The organism is Telluria mixta (genome assembly GCF_029223865.1).
GTDB classification, from domain to species: domain Bacteria; phylum Pseudomonadota; class Gammaproteobacteria; order Burkholderiales; family Burkholderiaceae_D; genus Telluria; species Telluria mixta.
Genome location: NZ_CP119520.1, coordinates 3513178 through 3529022, shown reverse-complemented (window position 1 = coordinate 3529022; position 15845 = coordinate 3513178). Strand labels below are relative to the sequence as shown.

Here is a 15845-nt window from a genome sequence, read left to right as displayed (position 1 = left end):
CGGCAAATGGAAAACCCTACCCAATTCGTCCAGTGGCTGCGCTCCGTCGCGCCGTATATTCACGCATTCGGCGGCAAGACCTTCGTTGTCGCTTTCCCCGGTGAACTGGTGTCGGCCGGTGCCCTGCCCGTGCTGGCGCAGGACCTGTCGCTGCTGGTCGGTCTTGGCATCCGCGTCGTGCTGGTGCACGGCTCGCGGCCGCAGGTGGCCGAACAGCTCGCGCTGCGTAATGTCGCGGGCCGCTTCCACAACGGCGTGCGCGTCACCGACAGCGCCGCGATGGAATGCGCCAAGGAAGCCGCCGGCGAACTGCGCCTGGACATCGAGGCCGCATTCAGCCAGGGCTTGCCCAACACGCCAATGTCGAATGCGCACATCAGCATCGTCTCCGGCAACTTCGTCACCGCGCGCCCGCTGGGCGTGATCGATGGCGTCGACCACGAACTGACGGGCGTCACGCGCAAGGTCGCCGCCGCCAAGATCCAGCCCATCCTGGAAACCGAGGACAACATCGTCCTGCTGTCGCCGCTGGGCTTCTCGCCGACCGGCGAGGTGTTCAACCTGACGATGGAAGACGTGGCGGTATCGGCCGCGATCGCCCTGCACGCCGAAAAGCTCATCTTCATCACGGAAACGTCGTTGATGAAGGATGCCGGCGGCGGCGATATCCGCGAACTGTCGTCGCACCAGGCCGAAGCCGTGCTGCAGGCGGGCTTCCTGCCGAACGACGCGTCGTTCTACCTGCAGCACGCGATCAAGGCATGCAACAGCGGCGTCGACCGCGCCCACATCATCCCGTACTCGACGGACGGCTCGGCCCTGCTGGAACTGTTCACCCACGACGGCGTGGGCACCATGATCACGCACGAAAACCTGGAGAGCCTGCGCCAGGCCTCAATTGAGGACGTCGGCGGAATTATCAAGCTCATCGAACCGCTGGAAGCGGACGGCACGCTGGTGAAGCGTCCGCGCGAGCTGATCGAACGCGAAATCGAGCAGTTCTCCGTGATCGAGCACGACGGCGTCATCTTCGGCTGCGCCGCGCTGTACCCGTTCCCGGAATCGAAGATGGCGGAAATGGCCTGCCTGACGATCAGCCCGGAAGCGCAGACCCAGGGCGACGGCGAGCGCATCCTGCGGCACATGGAAAACCGCGCCCGCGCGGCCGGCATGTCCAAGCTGTTCGTGCTGACCACGCGCACGTCGCACTGGTTCAAGAAGCGCGGCTTCGTGCCGGCGACCGTCGACGACCTGCCCAAGGATCGGGCGCATATGTACAACTGGCAACGCAGGTCGCAGATCCTGATCAAGCAACTCTAAAACCGTCGTCCCCGCGAAGGCGGGGACCCAATTTCACGTGCACGCCACACACACAACATTGGGCCCCTGCCTTCGCAGGGGCGACGTTGGTTGTTCATCGACGTGCATATCACAACAACTTCGATACCCGTCTGTAGCTTTTCCTCCGTCGCTTTATAATCACGTTTTCCGATACCGAACCAGGAGCAAGAACATGGCCCGCACCGTCCATTGCATCAAACTGAACAAGGAAGCCGAAGGCCTGGCCTTCCCGCCGTACCCGGGCGAACTGGGCAAGCGCATCTATGAAAGCGTGTCGAAGGAAGCCTGGGATGGCTGGCTGAAGCACCAGACGATGCTGATCAACGAAAACCGCCTGAACATGGCCGACGCACGTGCCCGCAAATACCTGGCCACGCAAATGGAACGCCATTTCTTCGGCGAAGGCGCCGACGAGGCCGCCGGCTACGTACCGCCGAGCGCCTGATCGATCAAAGGGCAGCGTCGCTGCCCTTTTTTACATCTGCTTGCACTGGCGCAACTCACACCGCGCCATGAACACTTTGCCGCGCATTTGCCCGTCCTCGCAGCGCATGCGATAAACCTCGACAGGCCCCGGCTCCGTAATGAGCCCGGCGCCCTGCCCGCCCGTACACCCCTGCTGCTTCGCCATCTTCTCGACGGTCGCCGACGACACCCCCATGCGGAACGGAATCGTCTCGACGGCCGGCGCTGCGTCGGCTACGGGAGCCGCAGGTGCGGCGGGTGCGGCCGGCGTCTGCCTGTGAAACATGGAACAGCCGCCCAGCACCGCGACGGCCACGCACACGAGCGCCAGGCGTTTCATGCTCAGAACGTCAGCTTCTTGACGCCGTCGCCCGTGCCCAGCAGGCAGACGTCGGCGCCGCGGCGGGCGAACAGGCCGACGGCGATCACGCCGACGATCTGGTTGATGTCCGATTCCAGCGCCACCGCATCCGTGATCGACAAGCCAGCCACGTCCAGGATGTAGCCGCCGTTGTCGGTGACGAAGGCGTCCGTGCTGCCCGGCTTGGTGCGCAGGCGCGGCTGGCCACCCAGCGCGGTCAGCTTGCGGCTGACGGCATTCGCGGCCATCGGCACGACTTCGACCGGCAGCGGGAATTTACCCAGGGTCTCGACGAGCTTGGAGCCGTCGGCGATGCACACGAATTTACCGGACACGGACGCGACGATCTTTTCGCGCGTCAGCGCCGCGCCGCCGCCCTTGATCATGGCGCCGGTGGCATTGATCTCGTCGGCGCCGTCGACGTAGACGGAAATCGACTCGACGTCGTTCAGGTCGAACACCTCGATGCCGTGGCCGCGCAGGCGCGTGGCCGTCGCTTCCGAAGACGCCACGGCGCCCTTGATGCGCGACTTGATCTTGCCGAGTTCGTCGATGAAGAAGTTGGCGGTGGAGCCGGTGCCGACGCCGATGATTTCGCCGTCGACCACGTATTCGATGGCGGCGCGTGCCACTGCCTGCTTGAGTTCGTCCTGAGTCATGATGTTGGTAGGAGGTGAAGAAGAATCCGACATTTTAACGGATTCGCCTGCCCGGATTCGCATGCCGCGACAGATTCCATGCCAATTCGGCATATAATCTTGCAACCAAAGAAACACTGTCGACGCCATATGTTCCGGACCCTGACCACCCTGCTGCTCGCCTTCGCCCTCGCACACACCGCGACGGCCGCCGACTTCACGCCGTCCGCCCCGCCCGGCCCGTACCGCGTCGGCCTCCACGTCCGCCAGCAGTACGACCGGGCGCGCGTCTACCAGCATCCGCGCAATCCCGTCACGGCGCAGGCGACGAGCGGCGACCGTTCGCGTCCGCTGCAGACGCTGATCTGGTATCCCGCCATCGGCACGGGCGGCGCGCTGACCTACCGCGACTACGTGACGACCGTGGCGACGGAAGAGGAATTCAGCCGCATGCCGGACCAGGTGCGCCGCGCCACCGACGCGCTCGTCGAGACGCGGCCTGCGGAAGTCCAGCGCGACCTGGCCAGTCCCGTGCGTGCACTGCGCGATGCCCCGAGCGCCCGGGTAAATTCCCCATCGTGATCTACGCGCCGAGCCACAGCGCCTATGCCATCGAGAACGTGGACCTGTGCGAATACCTCGCGAGCCACGGCTACATCGTGATCGCGACGCCGTCGCTGGGCCTGCGCTCGCACACGATGACCGCAAGCCTGGAGGGCGCCGAAGCGCAGGCGGACGACATCGGCTTCCTCGTCGGCTACGCGCAAACGCTGGCGCAGGCGGACACGAACCGCATCGCCGTCGTCGGCCACAGCTGGGGCAGCCTCGCGAGCGTGCTGGCCGCGGCCCGCGACGACCGCATCCGCGCCCTCGTCACGCTGGACGGTTCGCTGCGTGCCGCCTACGACTACGTGAACGGCGGCCCGCGCGCCGCGGGCTACGTCACGCCGGAACGCCTGGGCATCCCGCTGCTGTACATGACGCGCCTGCAGGACGAAGGCGCCATCGGCTCCGAACTGCTGGCGCGCATGCGCTATGCCGACGTGTATCTCGCCACGCTGGACGCCGCGAGCCACATGGATTTCTCGTCCTGGTCGCTGCGCATGGCGCCGGACGCCGCCTTCGGCAAGCGCACGCGCGCGCAATCGGCCCAGGCCTATGGTGCGATGGCGCGCATGGTCGAACGCTTCCTCGACGCCCGCCTGCGCAACGATGCACCCGCACGGCGCCAGCTGGACGACGCCCTCGCCGCGAACCGCCCGCCGGCCGGCTTCGTCTCGTTCGCGATAAAGCGCGCCACGGGCACGCCGCCGACGCTGGACACGTTCCTCGAACAACTGGGCCAGCAGGGCTTCGAACACATCGCCGCCATCTACGACCGCCTGCACGCGCAGAATCCCGACCTCGCCCTCGACCCGCTGCAGACCCACGACTGGGGCATGAAGCTGTTGCGCGAACGGCGCGCTGCGGATGCCATGCAGGTGTTCCGGCTGGGCGTGAAGCTGTATCCGGAACGCTTCGACTTCCTCTACGACGGCCTCGGCCAGGCGTACGAGGCCACCGGCGAGCGCGACGCGGCCATTGCGAATTACCGGCAGGCGCTGGCGCTGGAGCCGGGACAGGCGCATGCGCGCGAGCGGCTGGGGGCGCTGGGGGTTCAGTGATCGTTATTCGATGGCATTGGGGACGGACATGAAACGTGTGACTGGCATCGGCGGCATCTTCTTCCAGGCGAAAGACCCGGCCGCGCTCGGCGCCTGGTACAAGCGCCACCTGGGCATCGACGTGCAACCGTGGGGCGGCGCCGCGTTCGACTGGACGGATCCGACGGGCACGACCGCCTGGTCCGTCTTCCCTGCGGGCAGCGACCAGTTCGCGCCGAGCCGGGCTCCCTTCATGATCAACTATCGGGTCGACAATCTCACCGCCCTGCTGCAGGCCTTGCGCGACGAAGGCTGCAACGTGCTGGACAAAACGGACGACGGCGAGTACGGCAAGTTCGGCTGGGTCATCGATCCGGAAGGTAACAAGGTCGAGCTGTGGGAACCGCCGGCCTGATCATCCATTTACAAAAAGCAGCTCACATGCCCCTCTCCAACTACCTCGACGCCGTCCCGCAACTTGCCGAGCGCGTGTACGTGCACGACTCGGCGCAGGTCATCGGCAGCGTGCGCCTCGGCGCGGACAGCTCGATCTGGTGCAATGCCGTCCTGCGCGGCGACGTCAACGACATCGTCATCGGCCGCTGCACCAACATCCAGGACCTGACGATGGGCCACGTGTCCCACAAGACGCCCGCCAGGCCCAACGGCTCGCCGCTCGTCATCGGCGATTACGTCACCGTCGGCCACGGCGTCATCCTGCACGGCAGCCGGATCGGGAACGAATGCCTCATCGGCATGGGCACCATCGTGATGGACGACGTGGTCGTCGAGGACCGCGTCATGGTTGGCGCCGGCAGCCTCGTCCCGCCGAACAAGACGCTGGAAAGCGGCTTCCTGTACGTGGGCCGGCCCGTCGTCAAGGTGCGGGCGCTGACCGAGGCCGAGATCGCGTACCTGCGCTATTCGGCGGAGCACTATGTACGCATCAAGGACAATTACCTGGCATAGCGCCGCGTCGCGGCCCAGAACGCGAGCGCCGTCGCGCTGACGCCCGCGCCGAGCGCGCACACCCCTTCCCATCCCGCAGCCGCATACACGGCCGTTGCCGCCATCGCGCCCAGGCCACTGCCGACGGCATAGAACAGCATGTAACCGGCGACGAGCCGGCTGTGCGCGCCGGACGATGCCCGGAAGATCATGCCCTGGTTCGTCACATGGATTGCCTGTCCGCCGAGGTCGAGGAGCACGATGCCCGCAACCAGTGCCCACAGCGACACATCCATGCACGCGAGCGGCACCCAGGCGGCCAGCAACACGAGCAACGCAACCGCGCTGGCAAGGCCCGCGCGGCCGCGGTCGACCAGCGCGCCGGCCCACGTCGCGGCCAGGGCACCGGCGGCGCCCGCCAGCCCGAATGCCCCGATGGCCGTGTGCGACAGACCATAGGGCGGCGCGCTCAACGGCAGGACGAGCGCGCTCCAAAAAATGTTCAATGCCGCGAACATCAGCAACGCGAGTCCACCCCGGACCTGCAGCACGCGGTCGCGCAGCAGCAAGGCGAACATCGAGGCGATCAGGCTGCCATACGCCATGCGCCCACCGCCGGGCGCCAGGCGGGGCAACCGCCGCCACAGCAGCAACGTCAGCGCCAGCATCGCGCCGGCGGAGCAGACATACACGCTGCGCCAGCCGGCCACGTCGCTGACGCCGCCCGCCAGCACGCGTGCCAGCAACAAGCCGATGAAGACGCCGCCCTGGGCCGCACCCACGACACGTCCCCGCTCGTGGTCGGCCGCGGCGCCGGCGGCGTAGGCGATCAGGCCCTGCGTCATCGCCGTTCCCAGCAATCCGATCAGCACCATGGCGCCCAGCAGCATGGGCAGCGACGCCGCAAGGCCGGCCGCCACCAGCGCCGTGGCGAGGAGGAGCGCCTGCGCCACCATCAGGCGCCGGCGCTCGAGCAGGTCGCCGAGCGGCACGACCAGCAACAGGGCCAGCGCGCAACCGGCCTGGGTGGCGGTCACGACGCCGCCCACCGCACCTTCCGGGATCGAGAACTCGCGTGCGAGCGCATCCAGCAACGGCTGCGCATAGTAGACGTTGGCGACGCTGGCGCCGGCGGCCGTCGCAAACAGCAGGGTCGTGCCGCGCGGCAGGGACGGCGGGCCTCCCGTGTGTACAGGCGGATTGGCAATGGCGGCTTCGGTCATGGGATCCTATCGTTTGGTTTCAAATTGAAACCATTTGGAGCGTACGCTGTTTGGTTTTAAAATGCAACCACATGACTTCCAATTCATCCGATCCCTGCCCCGTCGCCCGCTCCGCCGGACTCATCGGCGACCGCTGGGCGCTGCTCATCGTGCGCGACGCGTTCGATGGCACGCGCCGCTTCAGCGATTTCCAGCGCCGTCTCGGCGTGGCACGCAATATCCTGTCCGACAGGCTGCGCCGGCTTGTCGACGCCGGTATCCTCGCGCTCCAACCCGGCAGCCATGGCGGCGCCCATCAGGAGTACGTACTCACCGAGCAGGGAAAAAGCCTGTTCCCGGTCGTGGTGGCGCTGCGCCAGTGGGGCGAGCGCTACCTGTTCGGGCCGCATGAACCGCATTCCGAACTGATCGAGAAAACGACGGGCGCACCGGTGCCCTTCATGGCACCGCTCGGGCACGACGGCGGCATGCTGTCGCCCGACGATACCGAGGTCCGCAAACTGGCGTGACCCGGGCGTGCCGCCGGTCAACCGTGCGCCCGCCGCCTCGTCCGCCCTGTAGCGTTATGCACCATGAACGCACGCTACCGACCGATCACGCGCCTGGGCCTCGGCGGCACCGGGCTGGGCGACATGTACCACGCGACGAGCGACGCGGCCGCGCACGCGACCGTCGATGCGGCGTGGGACGCGGGCATCCGCTACTTCGACACGGCCCCGCATTACGGCGCCGGCCTGTCCGAACACCGCTTCGGCCAGGCCCTGCGCCGGCGGCCGCGGGACGCGTACACGCTGTCGACCAAGGTCGGGCGCCTGCTCGTACCGCATCATCCGGGCGAGATCCAGGCGCCGTTCGTGGGCGCGCTGCCGTTCAAACGCGTGCTCGACTACACGGCAGACGGCGTGCGCCGCGCCGTCGAGGACAGCCTGCAGCGGCTGGCGCTGGGCCACGTCGACATCGTCTACGTACACGATTTATCGCCCGACCTGCTCGGCAACCAGTTCGAGTACCATTACCGCATCGCGGCCGGACCCGGCGGCGCGTTCGAGGGCATGATGAAACTGCGCGAAGAAGGCACGATCAAGGCCTGGGGCCTCGGTGTGAACACGGTCGAGCCCTGCCTGCGCGCGCTGCGCCAGTCCGATCCGGACGTGTTCCTGCTGGCCGGCCGCTACACGCTGATGGAAACGACGCCGCTCGCCGAGTTGTTTCCGCTGTGCGCCGCGCGCGGCGCGCACGTCGTGCTGGGCGGACCGTTCAACTCCGGTTTCCTCGCGGGCGGCGAACACTACGATTACCGGCCTGCCAGCCCGGACCAGCACGCCCACCGCGAGCGCCTGCGCCAGGTGGCGGCACGGCACGGTGTCGACCTGGCCGCAGCGGCGCTGCAATTCGGCCCGGCGCATCCGGTCGTCGCCGCGACGATCCCCGGCGCCAGCAGTCCGGAACACCTGCGGCGCAATGCGACACTGATGCACGTCGAGATTCCGGCCGCATTCTGGGAAGCGTTGCGGATGGAGGGCCTCGTGCCGCCGGAGGCGCCGCTGCCCGCGCGCAAGCCGGCGCCTTGAACCGGAACACCCTATTCGAAAAATATGATAACCATCATCATATTGAAACTGTAAAAAAGGCTGGATACCGGTGCCATGCGCCGCCCTGAAATTGCAAAATCGAAAAAAAATCGCTCCAATATTTAATACGGAACACGATCCGGTCGCTCTGTTGTCATGAGATCATTTACACGGCAACCATGCTGAGCCTTCATACCAACGCCGCATCGCTTTCTGCACAGAATTCCCTAACCCGCACCCAGACTTCGCTGTCGACGTCGATGACGCGCCTGTCGACCGGCTATCGCATCAATTCCGCGATGGACGATGCCGCCGGCCTGCAGATCGCGTCCCGCCTGAAGTCGCAGACCAGCGGCATGGCCGTCGCCATGCGCAATACGCAGAACTCGATCTCGCTGCTGCAAACGGCCGACGGGGCCCTGAACGAAGTCAACGGCATCCTGATGCGCATGAAAGACCTGGCGACGCAGTCCGTCGACAGTTCGTCGTCGGACGCCGACCGGGACGCCCTGCAGTCGGAATACGACAAACTGACGGACGAGCTGTCGAACATCGTCAGCACCACCACGTTCGGCGGCACGACGCTGCTGAACACCGCCGCGACCGGGGGCGGCCTCCTTGGGAGCGCATCGGGCCTCGCATTCCAGACGGGCGAAAGCAGTGCGGAAACCGTGCATGCCGACTTCTCGGCCCAACTGCAGGACATCGACACCGCCCTGCGCAACGTGGCGTGGAGTCACGTCGCCACGCTCGACGCCAACGGCGAGACGCAAGTATCGATCATCACCCGTTTCGCGGGCGACGGCTCGCCGACCGACCCCACGCCCGGCCACGCCGTCGGCAACGCCGTCTTTCCGGCGACGATCAGAGTACCCGACGGCAATGGCGGCACGATGCTCGTCCAGGGTACGTGGACGATCATGGCCAACTCCTCCTGGGCCATGCAGAACCTGACCGACGCCATCGACGCCGTGTCGGCGCTGCGCTCCGGACTGGGCGCGGTCGCGAACCGCCTCGACCACGCCTACAACAACCTGGCGAACATGGCGAGCAACACGCAGGCCGCCGCCGGCCGCATCATGGACGTCGACTTCGCGACCGAATCGGCGGCCATGACGTCGAACCAGATGCTGATGCAATCGGGCGCCGCCATGCTGAAGCAGACGAACAGCATGGCGTCGATGGTCATGTCGCTGCTGCAGTAATCATTCCGGCGGCAGGCACCCGTACATCCGGAGCCCTTCCCTGTCGCCATTCCAGATCTGGTGGACGACGGCACTGCCGTCAGGCTGGCGCGCGAGGCAGAACCTGGCCTCGTAGCTGGACGCGGCGCGACCCTTGCCCGGCCGCGCCTCGATGCGCAGGCTGTAGACCCGTCCCGGCGCCAGGGGAGCGGGCGTCGTGCGCGGCAGCGACGCCACCTTGCCGCCGTACGGCACGCACATGCCGAACGTGAGGGGAAACGTGCGCTCCTTCGGCATCGACATCTTCCACACCGGGCGTGCGCCTTCCCACACGACGATCGCCTGGAACTCCGGCGTGCCCAGGCGTTCCTCGCGCGGGGTGATGGTGAAGCACGGACCGCCCCGCGGACCTTCGCGCACCTCGGCCTCGCCGACACGCGCGTACGCCGGCGCGGCCAGCAGGCATGCACACAGCAGCACAGGGATGCGATAAGCGGCGGACATAATGACCTCAACGGAGCGCAAGGCGCAAGCCTACGACGGCACCGCCGTTAAATTTTGACGCTACGCAAGCTCAGGCGGAGACGGACGTTACCATTCGCGCGAAGCGGCGCGCGCCGCCGCGCGGCAGGTTGTCCGGGTCGCGGGGATCGGCGAGGAAGCGGGCCAGCACCTGTTCGTACAAGGCGAGCTCGTGCGCATACCGGCGCTGGCGCATGATGCGCGGGTTGCGCATGTACTTCAGCGCAAAGTAATCCGCAAGCAAGTCGCCCTGGGCCTCCATGTTGTAATCGGAGAGCGTCGCATCGGGACGCAGTTCGTAGCGGTACGACAGGCCGATGCGGAAGGCGCCGCGCAGCCGGACCGGGTAGCCGAGCTGGTGCTGCCACACGTGCACCATCTCGTGCATGAACCAGTGGATTGTGTGCGGATCGCCCGCGGCATAGTCGGGCAGGAAGCAGGATGGATGGAAATAGATGCTGCCGTTGGGCGTCATGGCGCAGTTTTTCGGCTGCACCAGCGGCAGGTAGCGGCGCCCGTGCACGCGCACGCGTGCGAAGTCGATGGCGCCGCCGAACAGCAGCGACGCCATGCGCATCTCGCCCGGGGTCAGGCCCCGGAGCAGGCGCCGCCGCATGAGGGCGAACTCAGGCTCAGGCCGCTTTCAGCGCGGCAGCAGCTTTCGCCAGGTCGGTGATCAGGTCCCAGTCGCCGGCCTTCATCGCGTCGGCCGGGGTCAGCCAGGAGCCGCCCACGCACGCGACGTTCTTCAGCGCGAGGAATTGCGGTGCCGTCTCGATCGAGATGCCGCCCGTCGGGCAGAAGGTCACGTCCGGCAGCGGACCGCCGATGCCCTTCAGCATGCCGACGCCGCCCGCCGGCACGGCCGGGAACAGTTTCAGCTGCTTGAAGCCGGCTTCGCGCGCCACCATCACTTCGGACGGGGTCATGCAGCCCGGCAGCAGCGGCAGGCCGCTTTTCTTCGCCGCCTCGATCAGCGACGGCGTCAGGCCCGGCGACACGCCGAACACGGCGCCCGCATCGCGCGACGCGGCGAATTCTTCCGGCTGGGTCAGGGTGCCGACGCCGACGATCGCGCCTTCCACCTGGGCCATCGCGCGGATCGCGTCCAGGCCGTGCTTCGTGCGCAGCGTAACTTCGAGCACGCGGATGCCGCCGGCGACCAGCGCCTTCGCGAGGGGGACGGCATGGTCCGGGTCGTCGATCGCGATCACGGGGATCACGACGGCGGATTTCATGATGTCCAGCAGGGTCATATCGTTACTCATCGTTTTGCTCACTTGGCGGTGGATTTGCGGAACAGGAAATCTTCGTCCGAACCGGGCATGATCTCGCCGCTGTCGGTACCTTCGTGCAGGGGCACGGTCGTGTCGATCGGCGACGGCAGCGGGAAGTGGGCGGCGCCCTCTTCGGCCGCGCTGACCGATTTACGGAATACGTCGAACAGCTCGCGGCCCATGCCGATGTGGCTGGAGCTCAGGTCCGCGGTTGCCATCTTGCGTGCGGCCCACACGTCTTCCGGCACCAGCGCGTCCAGCGAGCCCTGCGTCGCGTCGACGCGGATGATGTCGCCGTCGCGCACGAGGCCCAGCGGACCGCCGGCAAGGATTTCCGGCGACACGTGGATCGCGGCCGGCACTTTACCGGACGCGCCCGACATGCGGCCGTCGGTGACCATCGCGACGTGGTAGCCGGAATCCTGCAGGTTGGCCAGCGCCGGCGTCAGCGCGTGCAGTTCCGGCATGCCGTTGGCGCGCGGGCCCTGGAAGCGGATCACGGCGACGAAGTCGCGGTTCAGCTTGCCCGCCTTGTAGGCGTGCATGAAATCTTCCTGCGAATCGAACGTCAGCGCCGGTGCTTCGACGATGTGGTGTTCCTTCTTGACGGCCGAGATCTTCATCACGGCGCGGCCCAGGTTGCCCTGCACGAGGATCAGGCCGCCGTTGTCGCTGAACGGGTTCGTATGCTTGCGCAGCACGGATTCGTCGCCGCTCTGTTCCGGCAGGTCGCGCCAGACGACCTTGTCGCCGTCCAGGAACGGTTCCTTGCAGTGGTTGCGCAGGCCGCGGCCCAGGATGGTGTTGACGTCGTCGTGCACGAGGCCGGCGTCCAGCAGTTCGCGGATGACGAAGGTCGGGCCGCCGGCGGCCTGGAAGTAGTTCACGTCGGCGTCGCCGTTCGGGTACACGCGCGTCAGCAGCGGCACCACTTTCGACAGCTCGTCGAAGTCGTTCCAGTCGATCACGATGCCGGCCGCGCGCGCGATGGCGACGAGGTGCAGCGTGTGGTTCGTGGAACCGCCCGTCGCGTGCAGCGCGGCGATGGCGTTGACGATGCATTTTTCGTCCACGATGTGACCGATCGGCATGTACTCGCCGCCCTGCTGCGAGATCTTGACGGCATGCTGGGCCGCGGCGCGGGTCAGCGCTTCGCGCAGCGGGGTGTCCGGATGGACGAAGGCGGCGCCCGGCAGGTGCAGGCCCATCATCTCCATCAGCATCTGGTTGCTGTTAGCGGTACCGTAAAAGGTACACGTACCGGCGCCGTGGTAGGCCTTGGCCTCGCCTTCCATCAATTCCTCACGGGTAGCCTCGCCTTTCGCGTAGCGCTGGCGGATGGAGGCCTTTTCCTTGTTCGAGATACCGGTCGCCATCGGGCCGCCCGGCACGAAGATGCCCGGGATGTGGCCGAAGTGCAGCGCGCCGATCAAGAGGCCCGGCACGATCTTGTCGCAGATGCCGAGGTACAGGCTGGCGTCGAACATGTTGTGCGACAGCGCGATGGCGGTCGACATGGCGATGGTGTCGCGCGAGAACAGCGACAGTTCCATGCCCGGCTGGCCCTGCGTGACGCCGTCGCACATGGCGGGCACGCCGCCGGCGAACTGCGCCACGGCGCCGACTTCACGCACGGCGTCCTTGATGACCTTGGGATAGGCTTCGAACGGCTGGTGCGCCGACAGCATGTCGTTGTACGAAGAAACGATCGCGACGGACGGCTGCTTATACTCGCGCAGCTTGAGCTTGTCGTTGGCCGGGAAGGCGGCAAACCCGTGTGCCAGGTTCGTGCACGCCAGCACGCTGCGCTGCACGCCCTTGACGCGCGCGGCGTCGAGATGCGCGAGATACGCCTGGCGCGAAGGCCGGCTACGCTTGATGATCCGGTTGGTGACCTGTTCTACTACGGGGTGCAGCGCCATGATCTGTTCCTTGTGAATTAGATTTCTGAAATTTTACTACGAAATGCGGATTCCCGCTCACTAATCAATGAGCGAAGTAAGGTGAACACGGGAGACTCGCGCTGTGCGGTGAATTTATGTAGTGAATTTACGCCTGCTTCCTGTATGATTCGCTAACCTGCACAAAATGACATCATACCGTCCATCACCATGCGCCAACCACCCCTGACCAGCACCGCCAGTTACCAGGCCCTCCAGTCCCACGCCCAGGACGCCCAGCAATGGCAGATGCGCGACCTGTTCGCGCAAGACCCGCAGCGCTTCGAACGCCTGTCGGCGGAAGCGGCCGGTCTGTTCCTAGACTATTCAAAAAACCGCCTGGACGGGCGCACGCTTGCACTGCTGGCAAACCTGGCGCGCGAGCGCGGCGTCGAGCAGCTGCGCGATGCCATGTTCAACGGCGACAAGATCAACCTGACGGAAAACCGCGCCGTCCTGCACACCGCGCTGCGCGCGCCGAAGGACAAGCAGATCACCGTCGACGGCCAGGACATCACGGCCGACGTACACGGCGTCCTCGCCCGCATCAAGACGTTCAGCGACGCCGTGCGTAACGGTGCGTGGCTGGGCCACACGGGCAAGGAAATCACGGACATCGTCAACATCGGCATCGGCGGTTCCGACCTCGGTCCGAAGATGGTCTGCCTGGCGCTGCGCCAGTTCGCGCATCCGCGCCTGGCCATGCACTTCGTCTCCAACGTCGACGGCCACGACATGGACGCCGCGCTGGCGCGCGTGAACCCGGAAACGACGCTGTTCATCATCGCGTCGAAGACGTTCACGACGGCCGAGACCATGATGAATGCGAACACGGCGCGCAGCTGGTTCCTCAAGAGCGCCCCGGAAGAAGCCCTCGCGAAGCACTTCGTCGCGGTGTCGACGAACGTGGAAGCCATCAAGAAATTCGGCATCGATCCGGACAACATGTTCCCGTTCTGGGACTGGGTCGGCGGCCGCTACTCCGTCTGGTCGGCGATCGGCCTGCCGGTCGCGCTGTGCGTCGGCTACGGCTATTTCGCCGACTTCCTCGCGGGCGCGCACGCGCTGGACGAGCACTTCCGCACCGCGCCCATCGAGCAGAACCTGCCGATGATCCTGGCCCTCGTCGGCTTGTGGAACCGCGAATTCCTGGGCTGCCCGTCGGTCTCGATTGCGCCGTACCACCAGGACCTGAACCGCTTCCCCGCGTACCTGCAGCAGCTCGACATGGAAAGCAACGGCAAGCGCGTCACGCGCGCCGGCGACACCATCACGGACTACGAGACCTGCCCGGTGATCTGGGGCGACGTGGGCACGAACGGCCAGCACGCCTACTTCCAGCTGCTGCACCAGGGCACGGACGTCACGCCGATCGACTTCATCGCCGCGCTGCGTCCCGCGCACGAGTTCCAGAACCACCACGCCGCGCTGCTCGCGAACTGCTTCGCGCAGTCGGAAGCCTTCATGAAGGGCAAGACGGCGGACGAGGTGCGCCAGGATCTGGCCGGCCAGGACGCCGCCGAGATCGAGCGCCTCGTGCCGCACAAGACCTTCCCGGGCAACCGTCCGAGCAACACGATCCTGATGGAGTACCTGACGCCGGCGACGCTGGGCGCGCTGATCGCGCTGTACGAACACAAGACCTTCGTGCAGGGCGCGATCTGGGACGTGAACAGCTTCGACCAGTGGGGTGTGGAACTGGGCAAGGTGCTGGCCAAGAAGATCGAGGCGGAGCTGAACGGCGAGGCGCAACCGGCGCAACACGACGGTTCGACCAACGGCCTGATCGCCCGTGCCAAGGCTGCCGTCTGAGGAGCGTTCCATGAAGACCGAAAAATTCCACATCGTGCATGACGAACGGATGCTGGTCGGCGAATCGGCCGTCTGGCATGCGGTCGAATCCGCGCTGTACTGGGTCGACATCGACGGCAAGTCGGTGCACCGCCTGCATCCGTCGAGCGGCAAATACTCGCGCTGGAACACGGCGACGGAGCCGTCCGCCATCGCCGTCGACCTGGACAACAACCTCGTGCTGGCCACGCGCGCCGGCTTCGTCTACCTGAACACGACGACGGGCGACATCGACGACATCGTGCCGGCGCCGTACGACACGTCCATCGTCCGCTTCAACGACGGCCGCACGGACCCGGCGGGCCGCTTCTGGGTCGGCACGATGTACGAGCCGCGCGACCAGCAGAAGGCCGAGATGTACGTGCTGGACAAGGGCGCGCTGCGCCTGGCCTGGGCCGGCGGCATGACGAACTCGAACGGCCTGTCGTTCAGCCCGGACGGCAAGACGATGTACCACTCGGACACGACGAGCCACCGCGTGGACGCCTACGACTACGACGTCAAGACGGGCACGGCATCGAACCGCCGCAACCTCGTCACCTTCTCCGACGACAAGAAGGCGGCCGACTATGGCGGCCGTCCGGACGGCGCGGCGGTGGACAGCGAAGGCAATTACTGGTCCGCGATGTTCGAGGGCGGCCGCATCGTCAAGCTGTCGCCGACCGGCGAGCTGCTGCAGGAAATCGAGCTGCCCGTGCGCTGCCCGACGTCCGTCGCGTTCGGCGGGCCGGACCTGCGCACCCTGTACGTCACCAGCGCCAGCAAGGGGCGCTCGAATGACGAGCTGGCGAAGTATCCGCACAGCGGTAAAGTACTGGCATTTACCGTCGACGTCCCCGGTATCGAACAGGCCGAGTACCGCAACTGAGTCGCGGCCGATC

General features: G+C 66.4%; 18 protein-coding genes. 11 read left to right on the top strand and 7 right to left on the bottom strand.

The features are described from left to right. Positions 1–6 precede the first annotated feature (6 nt). Both argA and P0M04_RS15710 read left to right on the top strand, forming a co-directional pair. Positions 7–1320, top strand: coding sequence for an amino-acid N-acetyltransferase (gene argA / locus P0M04_RS15715; protein ID WP_105379113.1), 1314 nt, complete (start codon positions 7–9; stop codon positions 1318–1320). Positions 1321–1513: 193 nt separating this feature from the next. Further along, positions 1514–1786, top strand: a complete 273-nt coding sequence (locus P0M04_RS15710; RefSeq protein WP_056136429.1) for an oxidative damage protection protein — start codon at positions 1514–1516, stop codon at positions 1784–1786. A gap of 30 nt (positions 1787–1816) precedes the next feature. Here P0M04_RS15710 and P0M04_RS15705 read toward each other — a convergent pair whose 3' ends face one another. Beyond that, positions 1817–2146 (bottom strand): hypothetical protein, encoded by a 330-nt coding sequence (locus P0M04_RS15705; protein WP_259451631.1) that lies wholly within the window; start codon positions 2144–2146, stop codon positions 1817–1819. 2 nt (positions 2147–2148) lie between these two features. Further along, positions 2149–2826 carry a ribose-5-phosphate isomerase RpiA gene (gene rpiA, locus P0M04_RS15700; protein WP_259451632.1) on the bottom strand — a complete coding sequence of 226 codons (678 nt, stop codon included), beginning with the start codon at positions 2824–2826 and terminating at the stop codon, positions 2149–2151. 129 nt (positions 2827–2955) lie between these two features. Between rpiA and P0M04_RS15695 the strand changes: the two genes are divergently transcribed. The 4 genes from P0M04_RS15695 to P0M04_RS15680 are packed head-to-tail and all read left to right on the top strand — an operon-like array spanning position 2956 to position 5417. Continuing rightward, positions 2956–3387: a hypothetical protein gene (locus tag P0M04_RS15695; protein WP_281042431.1), complete on the top strand. Its 432-nt coding sequence runs from the start codon at positions 2956–2958 to the stop codon at positions 3385–3387. Next, positions 3384–4469 (top strand): tetratricopeptide repeat protein, encoded by a 1086-nt coding sequence (locus tag P0M04_RS15690; RefSeq protein ID WP_281042430.1) that lies wholly within the window; start codon positions 3384–3386, stop codon positions 4467–4469. The genes P0M04_RS15695 and P0M04_RS15690 overlap by 4 nt, the downstream gene beginning before the upstream one ends. A 28-nt stretch (positions 4470–4497) precedes the next feature. Then, positions 4498–4863, top strand: coding sequence for a VOC family protein (locus P0M04_RS15685; protein WP_259451634.1), 366 nt, complete (start codon positions 4498–4500; stop codon positions 4861–4863). 26 nt (positions 4864–4889) lie between these two features. After that, positions 4890–5417 (top strand): gamma carbonic anhydrase family protein, encoded by a 528-nt coding sequence (locus tag P0M04_RS15680; RefSeq protein ID WP_259451635.1) that lies wholly within the window; start codon positions 4890–4892, stop codon positions 5415–5417. On the opposite strand, the gene P0M04_RS15675 is transcribed toward P0M04_RS15680, so the two are convergent. Next, the gene (locus P0M04_RS15675; RefSeq protein ID WP_259451636.1) at positions 5405–6619 is read right to left on the bottom strand and encodes an MFS transporter; all 1215 of its coding nucleotides are present in this window, start codon (positions 6617–6619) and stop codon (positions 5405–5407) included. The two genes, P0M04_RS15680 and P0M04_RS15675, sit on opposite strands and share 13 nt — an antisense overlap. 71 nt (positions 6620–6690) lie before the next feature. On the opposite strand from P0M04_RS15675, the gene P0M04_RS15670 reads away from it, so the two are divergent. The 3 genes from P0M04_RS15670 to P0M04_RS15660 all read left to right on the top strand — a co-directional run bounded on the left by P0M04_RS15670 (position 6691) and on the right by P0M04_RS15660 (position 9395). Further along, a complete protein-coding gene (locus tag P0M04_RS15670; protein WP_259451637.1) occupies positions 6691–7128 on the top strand; it encodes a winged helix-turn-helix transcriptional regulator in 438 nt (145 codons plus the stop codon). A gap of 63 nt (positions 7129–7191) precedes the next feature. Then, complete coding sequence (locus P0M04_RS15665; protein WP_259451638.1) at positions 7192–8190, top strand: aldo/keto reductase; 999 nt, start codon at positions 7192–7194, stop codon at positions 8188–8190. Between the two features lie 179 nt (positions 8191–8369). After that, positions 8370–9395 carry a flagellin N-terminal helical domain-containing protein gene (locus P0M04_RS15660; protein ID WP_259451639.1) on the top strand — a complete coding sequence of 342 codons (1026 nt, stop codon included), beginning with the start codon at positions 8370–8372 and terminating at the stop codon, positions 9393–9395. On the opposite strand, the gene P0M04_RS15655 is transcribed toward P0M04_RS15660, so the two are convergent. From P0M04_RS15655 to edd, 4 genes are all read right to left on the bottom strand, one after another. Beyond that, positions 9396–9878, bottom strand: coding sequence for a hypothetical protein (locus P0M04_RS15655; protein ID WP_259451640.1), 483 nt, complete (start codon positions 9876–9878; stop codon positions 9396–9398). A 70-nt stretch (positions 9879–9948) separates the two neighbouring features. Then, complete coding sequence (locus P0M04_RS15650) at positions 9949–10512, bottom strand: Rhs element Vgr protein (RefSeq protein WP_259451641.1); 564 nt, start codon at positions 10510–10512, stop codon at positions 9949–9951. Positions 10513–10528: 16 nt separating this feature from the next. Then, the gene (eda, locus tag P0M04_RS15645; protein ID WP_259451720.1) at positions 10529–11152 is read right to left on the bottom strand and encodes a bifunctional 4-hydroxy-2-oxoglutarate aldolase/2-dehydro-3-deoxy-phosphogluconate aldolase; all 624 of its coding nucleotides are present in this window, start codon (positions 11150–11152) and stop codon (positions 10529–10531) included. 20 nt (positions 11153–11172) lie between these two features. Then, entirely contained in the window at positions 11173–13095 is a 1923-nt protein-coding gene (gene edd, locus P0M04_RS15640) for a phosphogluconate dehydratase (protein WP_259451642.1), read from the bottom strand. Positions 13096–13284: 189 nt separating this feature from the next. On the opposite strand from edd, the gene pgi reads away from it, so the two are divergent. Continuing rightward, a complete protein-coding gene (gene pgi, locus P0M04_RS15635; protein ID WP_259451643.1) occupies positions 13285–14925 on the top strand; it encodes a glucose-6-phosphate isomerase in 1641 nt (546 codons plus the stop codon). A 10-nt stretch (positions 14926–14935) separates the two neighbouring features. Then, positions 14936–15832, top strand: coding sequence for an SMP-30/gluconolactonase/LRE family protein (locus P0M04_RS15630; RefSeq protein WP_259451644.1), 897 nt, complete (start codon positions 14936–14938; stop codon positions 15830–15832). Positions 15833–15845: the final 13 nt, after the last annotated feature.

What these genes read in the sequence shown, in the direction of transcription:
- P0M04_RS15695 (WP_281042431.1), top strand. Translation starts at nt 2,956, where the DNA reads ATGTTCCGGACCCTGACCACCCTGCTGCTCGCCTTCGCCCTCGCACAC.
- P0M04_RS15680 (WP_259451635.1), top strand. Translation starts at nt 4,890, where the DNA reads ATGCCCCTCTCCAACTACCTCGACGCCGTCCCGCAACTTGCCGAGCGC.
- pgi (WP_259451643.1), top strand. Translation starts at nt 13,285, where the DNA reads ATGCGCCAACCACCCCTGACCAGCACCGCCAGTTACCAGGCCCTCCAG.
- P0M04_RS15630 (WP_259451644.1), top strand. Translation starts at nt 14,936, where the DNA reads ATGAAGACCGAAAAATTCCACATCGTGCATGACGAACGGATGCTGGTC.
- P0M04_RS15660 (WP_259451639.1), top strand. Translation starts at nt 8,370, where the DNA reads ATGCTGAGCCTTCATACCAACGCCGCATCGCTTTCTGCACAGAATTCC.
- P0M04_RS15650 (WP_259451641.1), bottom strand. Translation starts at nt 10,512, where the DNA reads ATGCGGCGGCGCCTGCTCCGGGGCCTGACCCCGGGCGAGATGCGCATG.
- eda (WP_259451720.1), bottom strand. Translation starts at nt 11,152, where the DNA reads ATGACCCTGCTGGACATCATGAAATCCGCCGTCGTGATCCCCGTGATC.
- P0M04_RS15665 (WP_259451638.1), top strand. Translation starts at nt 7,192, where the DNA reads ATGAACGCACGCTACCGACCGATCACGCGCCTGGGCCTCGGCGGCACC.
- edd (WP_259451642.1), bottom strand. Translation starts at nt 13,095, where the DNA reads ATGGCGCTGCACCCCGTAGTAGAACAGGTCACCAACCGGATCATCAAG.
- P0M04_RS15675 (WP_259451636.1), bottom strand. Translation starts at nt 6,619, where the DNA reads ATGACCGAAGCCGCCATTGCCAATCCGCCTGTACACACGGGAGGCCCG.
- P0M04_RS15705 (WP_259451631.1), bottom strand. Translation starts at nt 2,146, where the DNA reads ATGAAACGCCTGGCGCTCGTGTGCGTGGCCGTCGCGGTGCTGGGCGGC.
- P0M04_RS15710 (WP_056136429.1), top strand. Translation starts at nt 1,514, where the DNA reads ATGGCCCGCACCGTCCATTGCATCAAACTGAACAAGGAAGCCGAAGGC.
- argA (WP_105379113.1), top strand. Translation starts at nt 7, where the DNA reads ATGGAAAACCCTACCCAATTCGTCCAGTGGCTGCGCTCCGTCGCGCCG.
- P0M04_RS15670 (WP_259451637.1), top strand. Translation starts at nt 6,691, where the DNA reads ATGACTTCCAATTCATCCGATCCCTGCCCCGTCGCCCGCTCCGCCGGA.
- rpiA (WP_259451632.1), bottom strand. Translation starts at nt 2,826, where the DNA reads ATGACTCAGGACGAACTCAAGCAGGCAGTGGCACGCGCCGCCATCGAA.
- P0M04_RS15655 (WP_259451640.1), bottom strand. Translation starts at nt 9,878, where the DNA reads ATGTCCGCCGCTTATCGCATCCCTGTGCTGCTGTGTGCATGCCTGCTG.
- P0M04_RS15685 (WP_259451634.1), top strand. Translation starts at nt 4,498, where the DNA reads ATGAAACGTGTGACTGGCATCGGCGGCATCTTCTTCCAGGCGAAAGAC.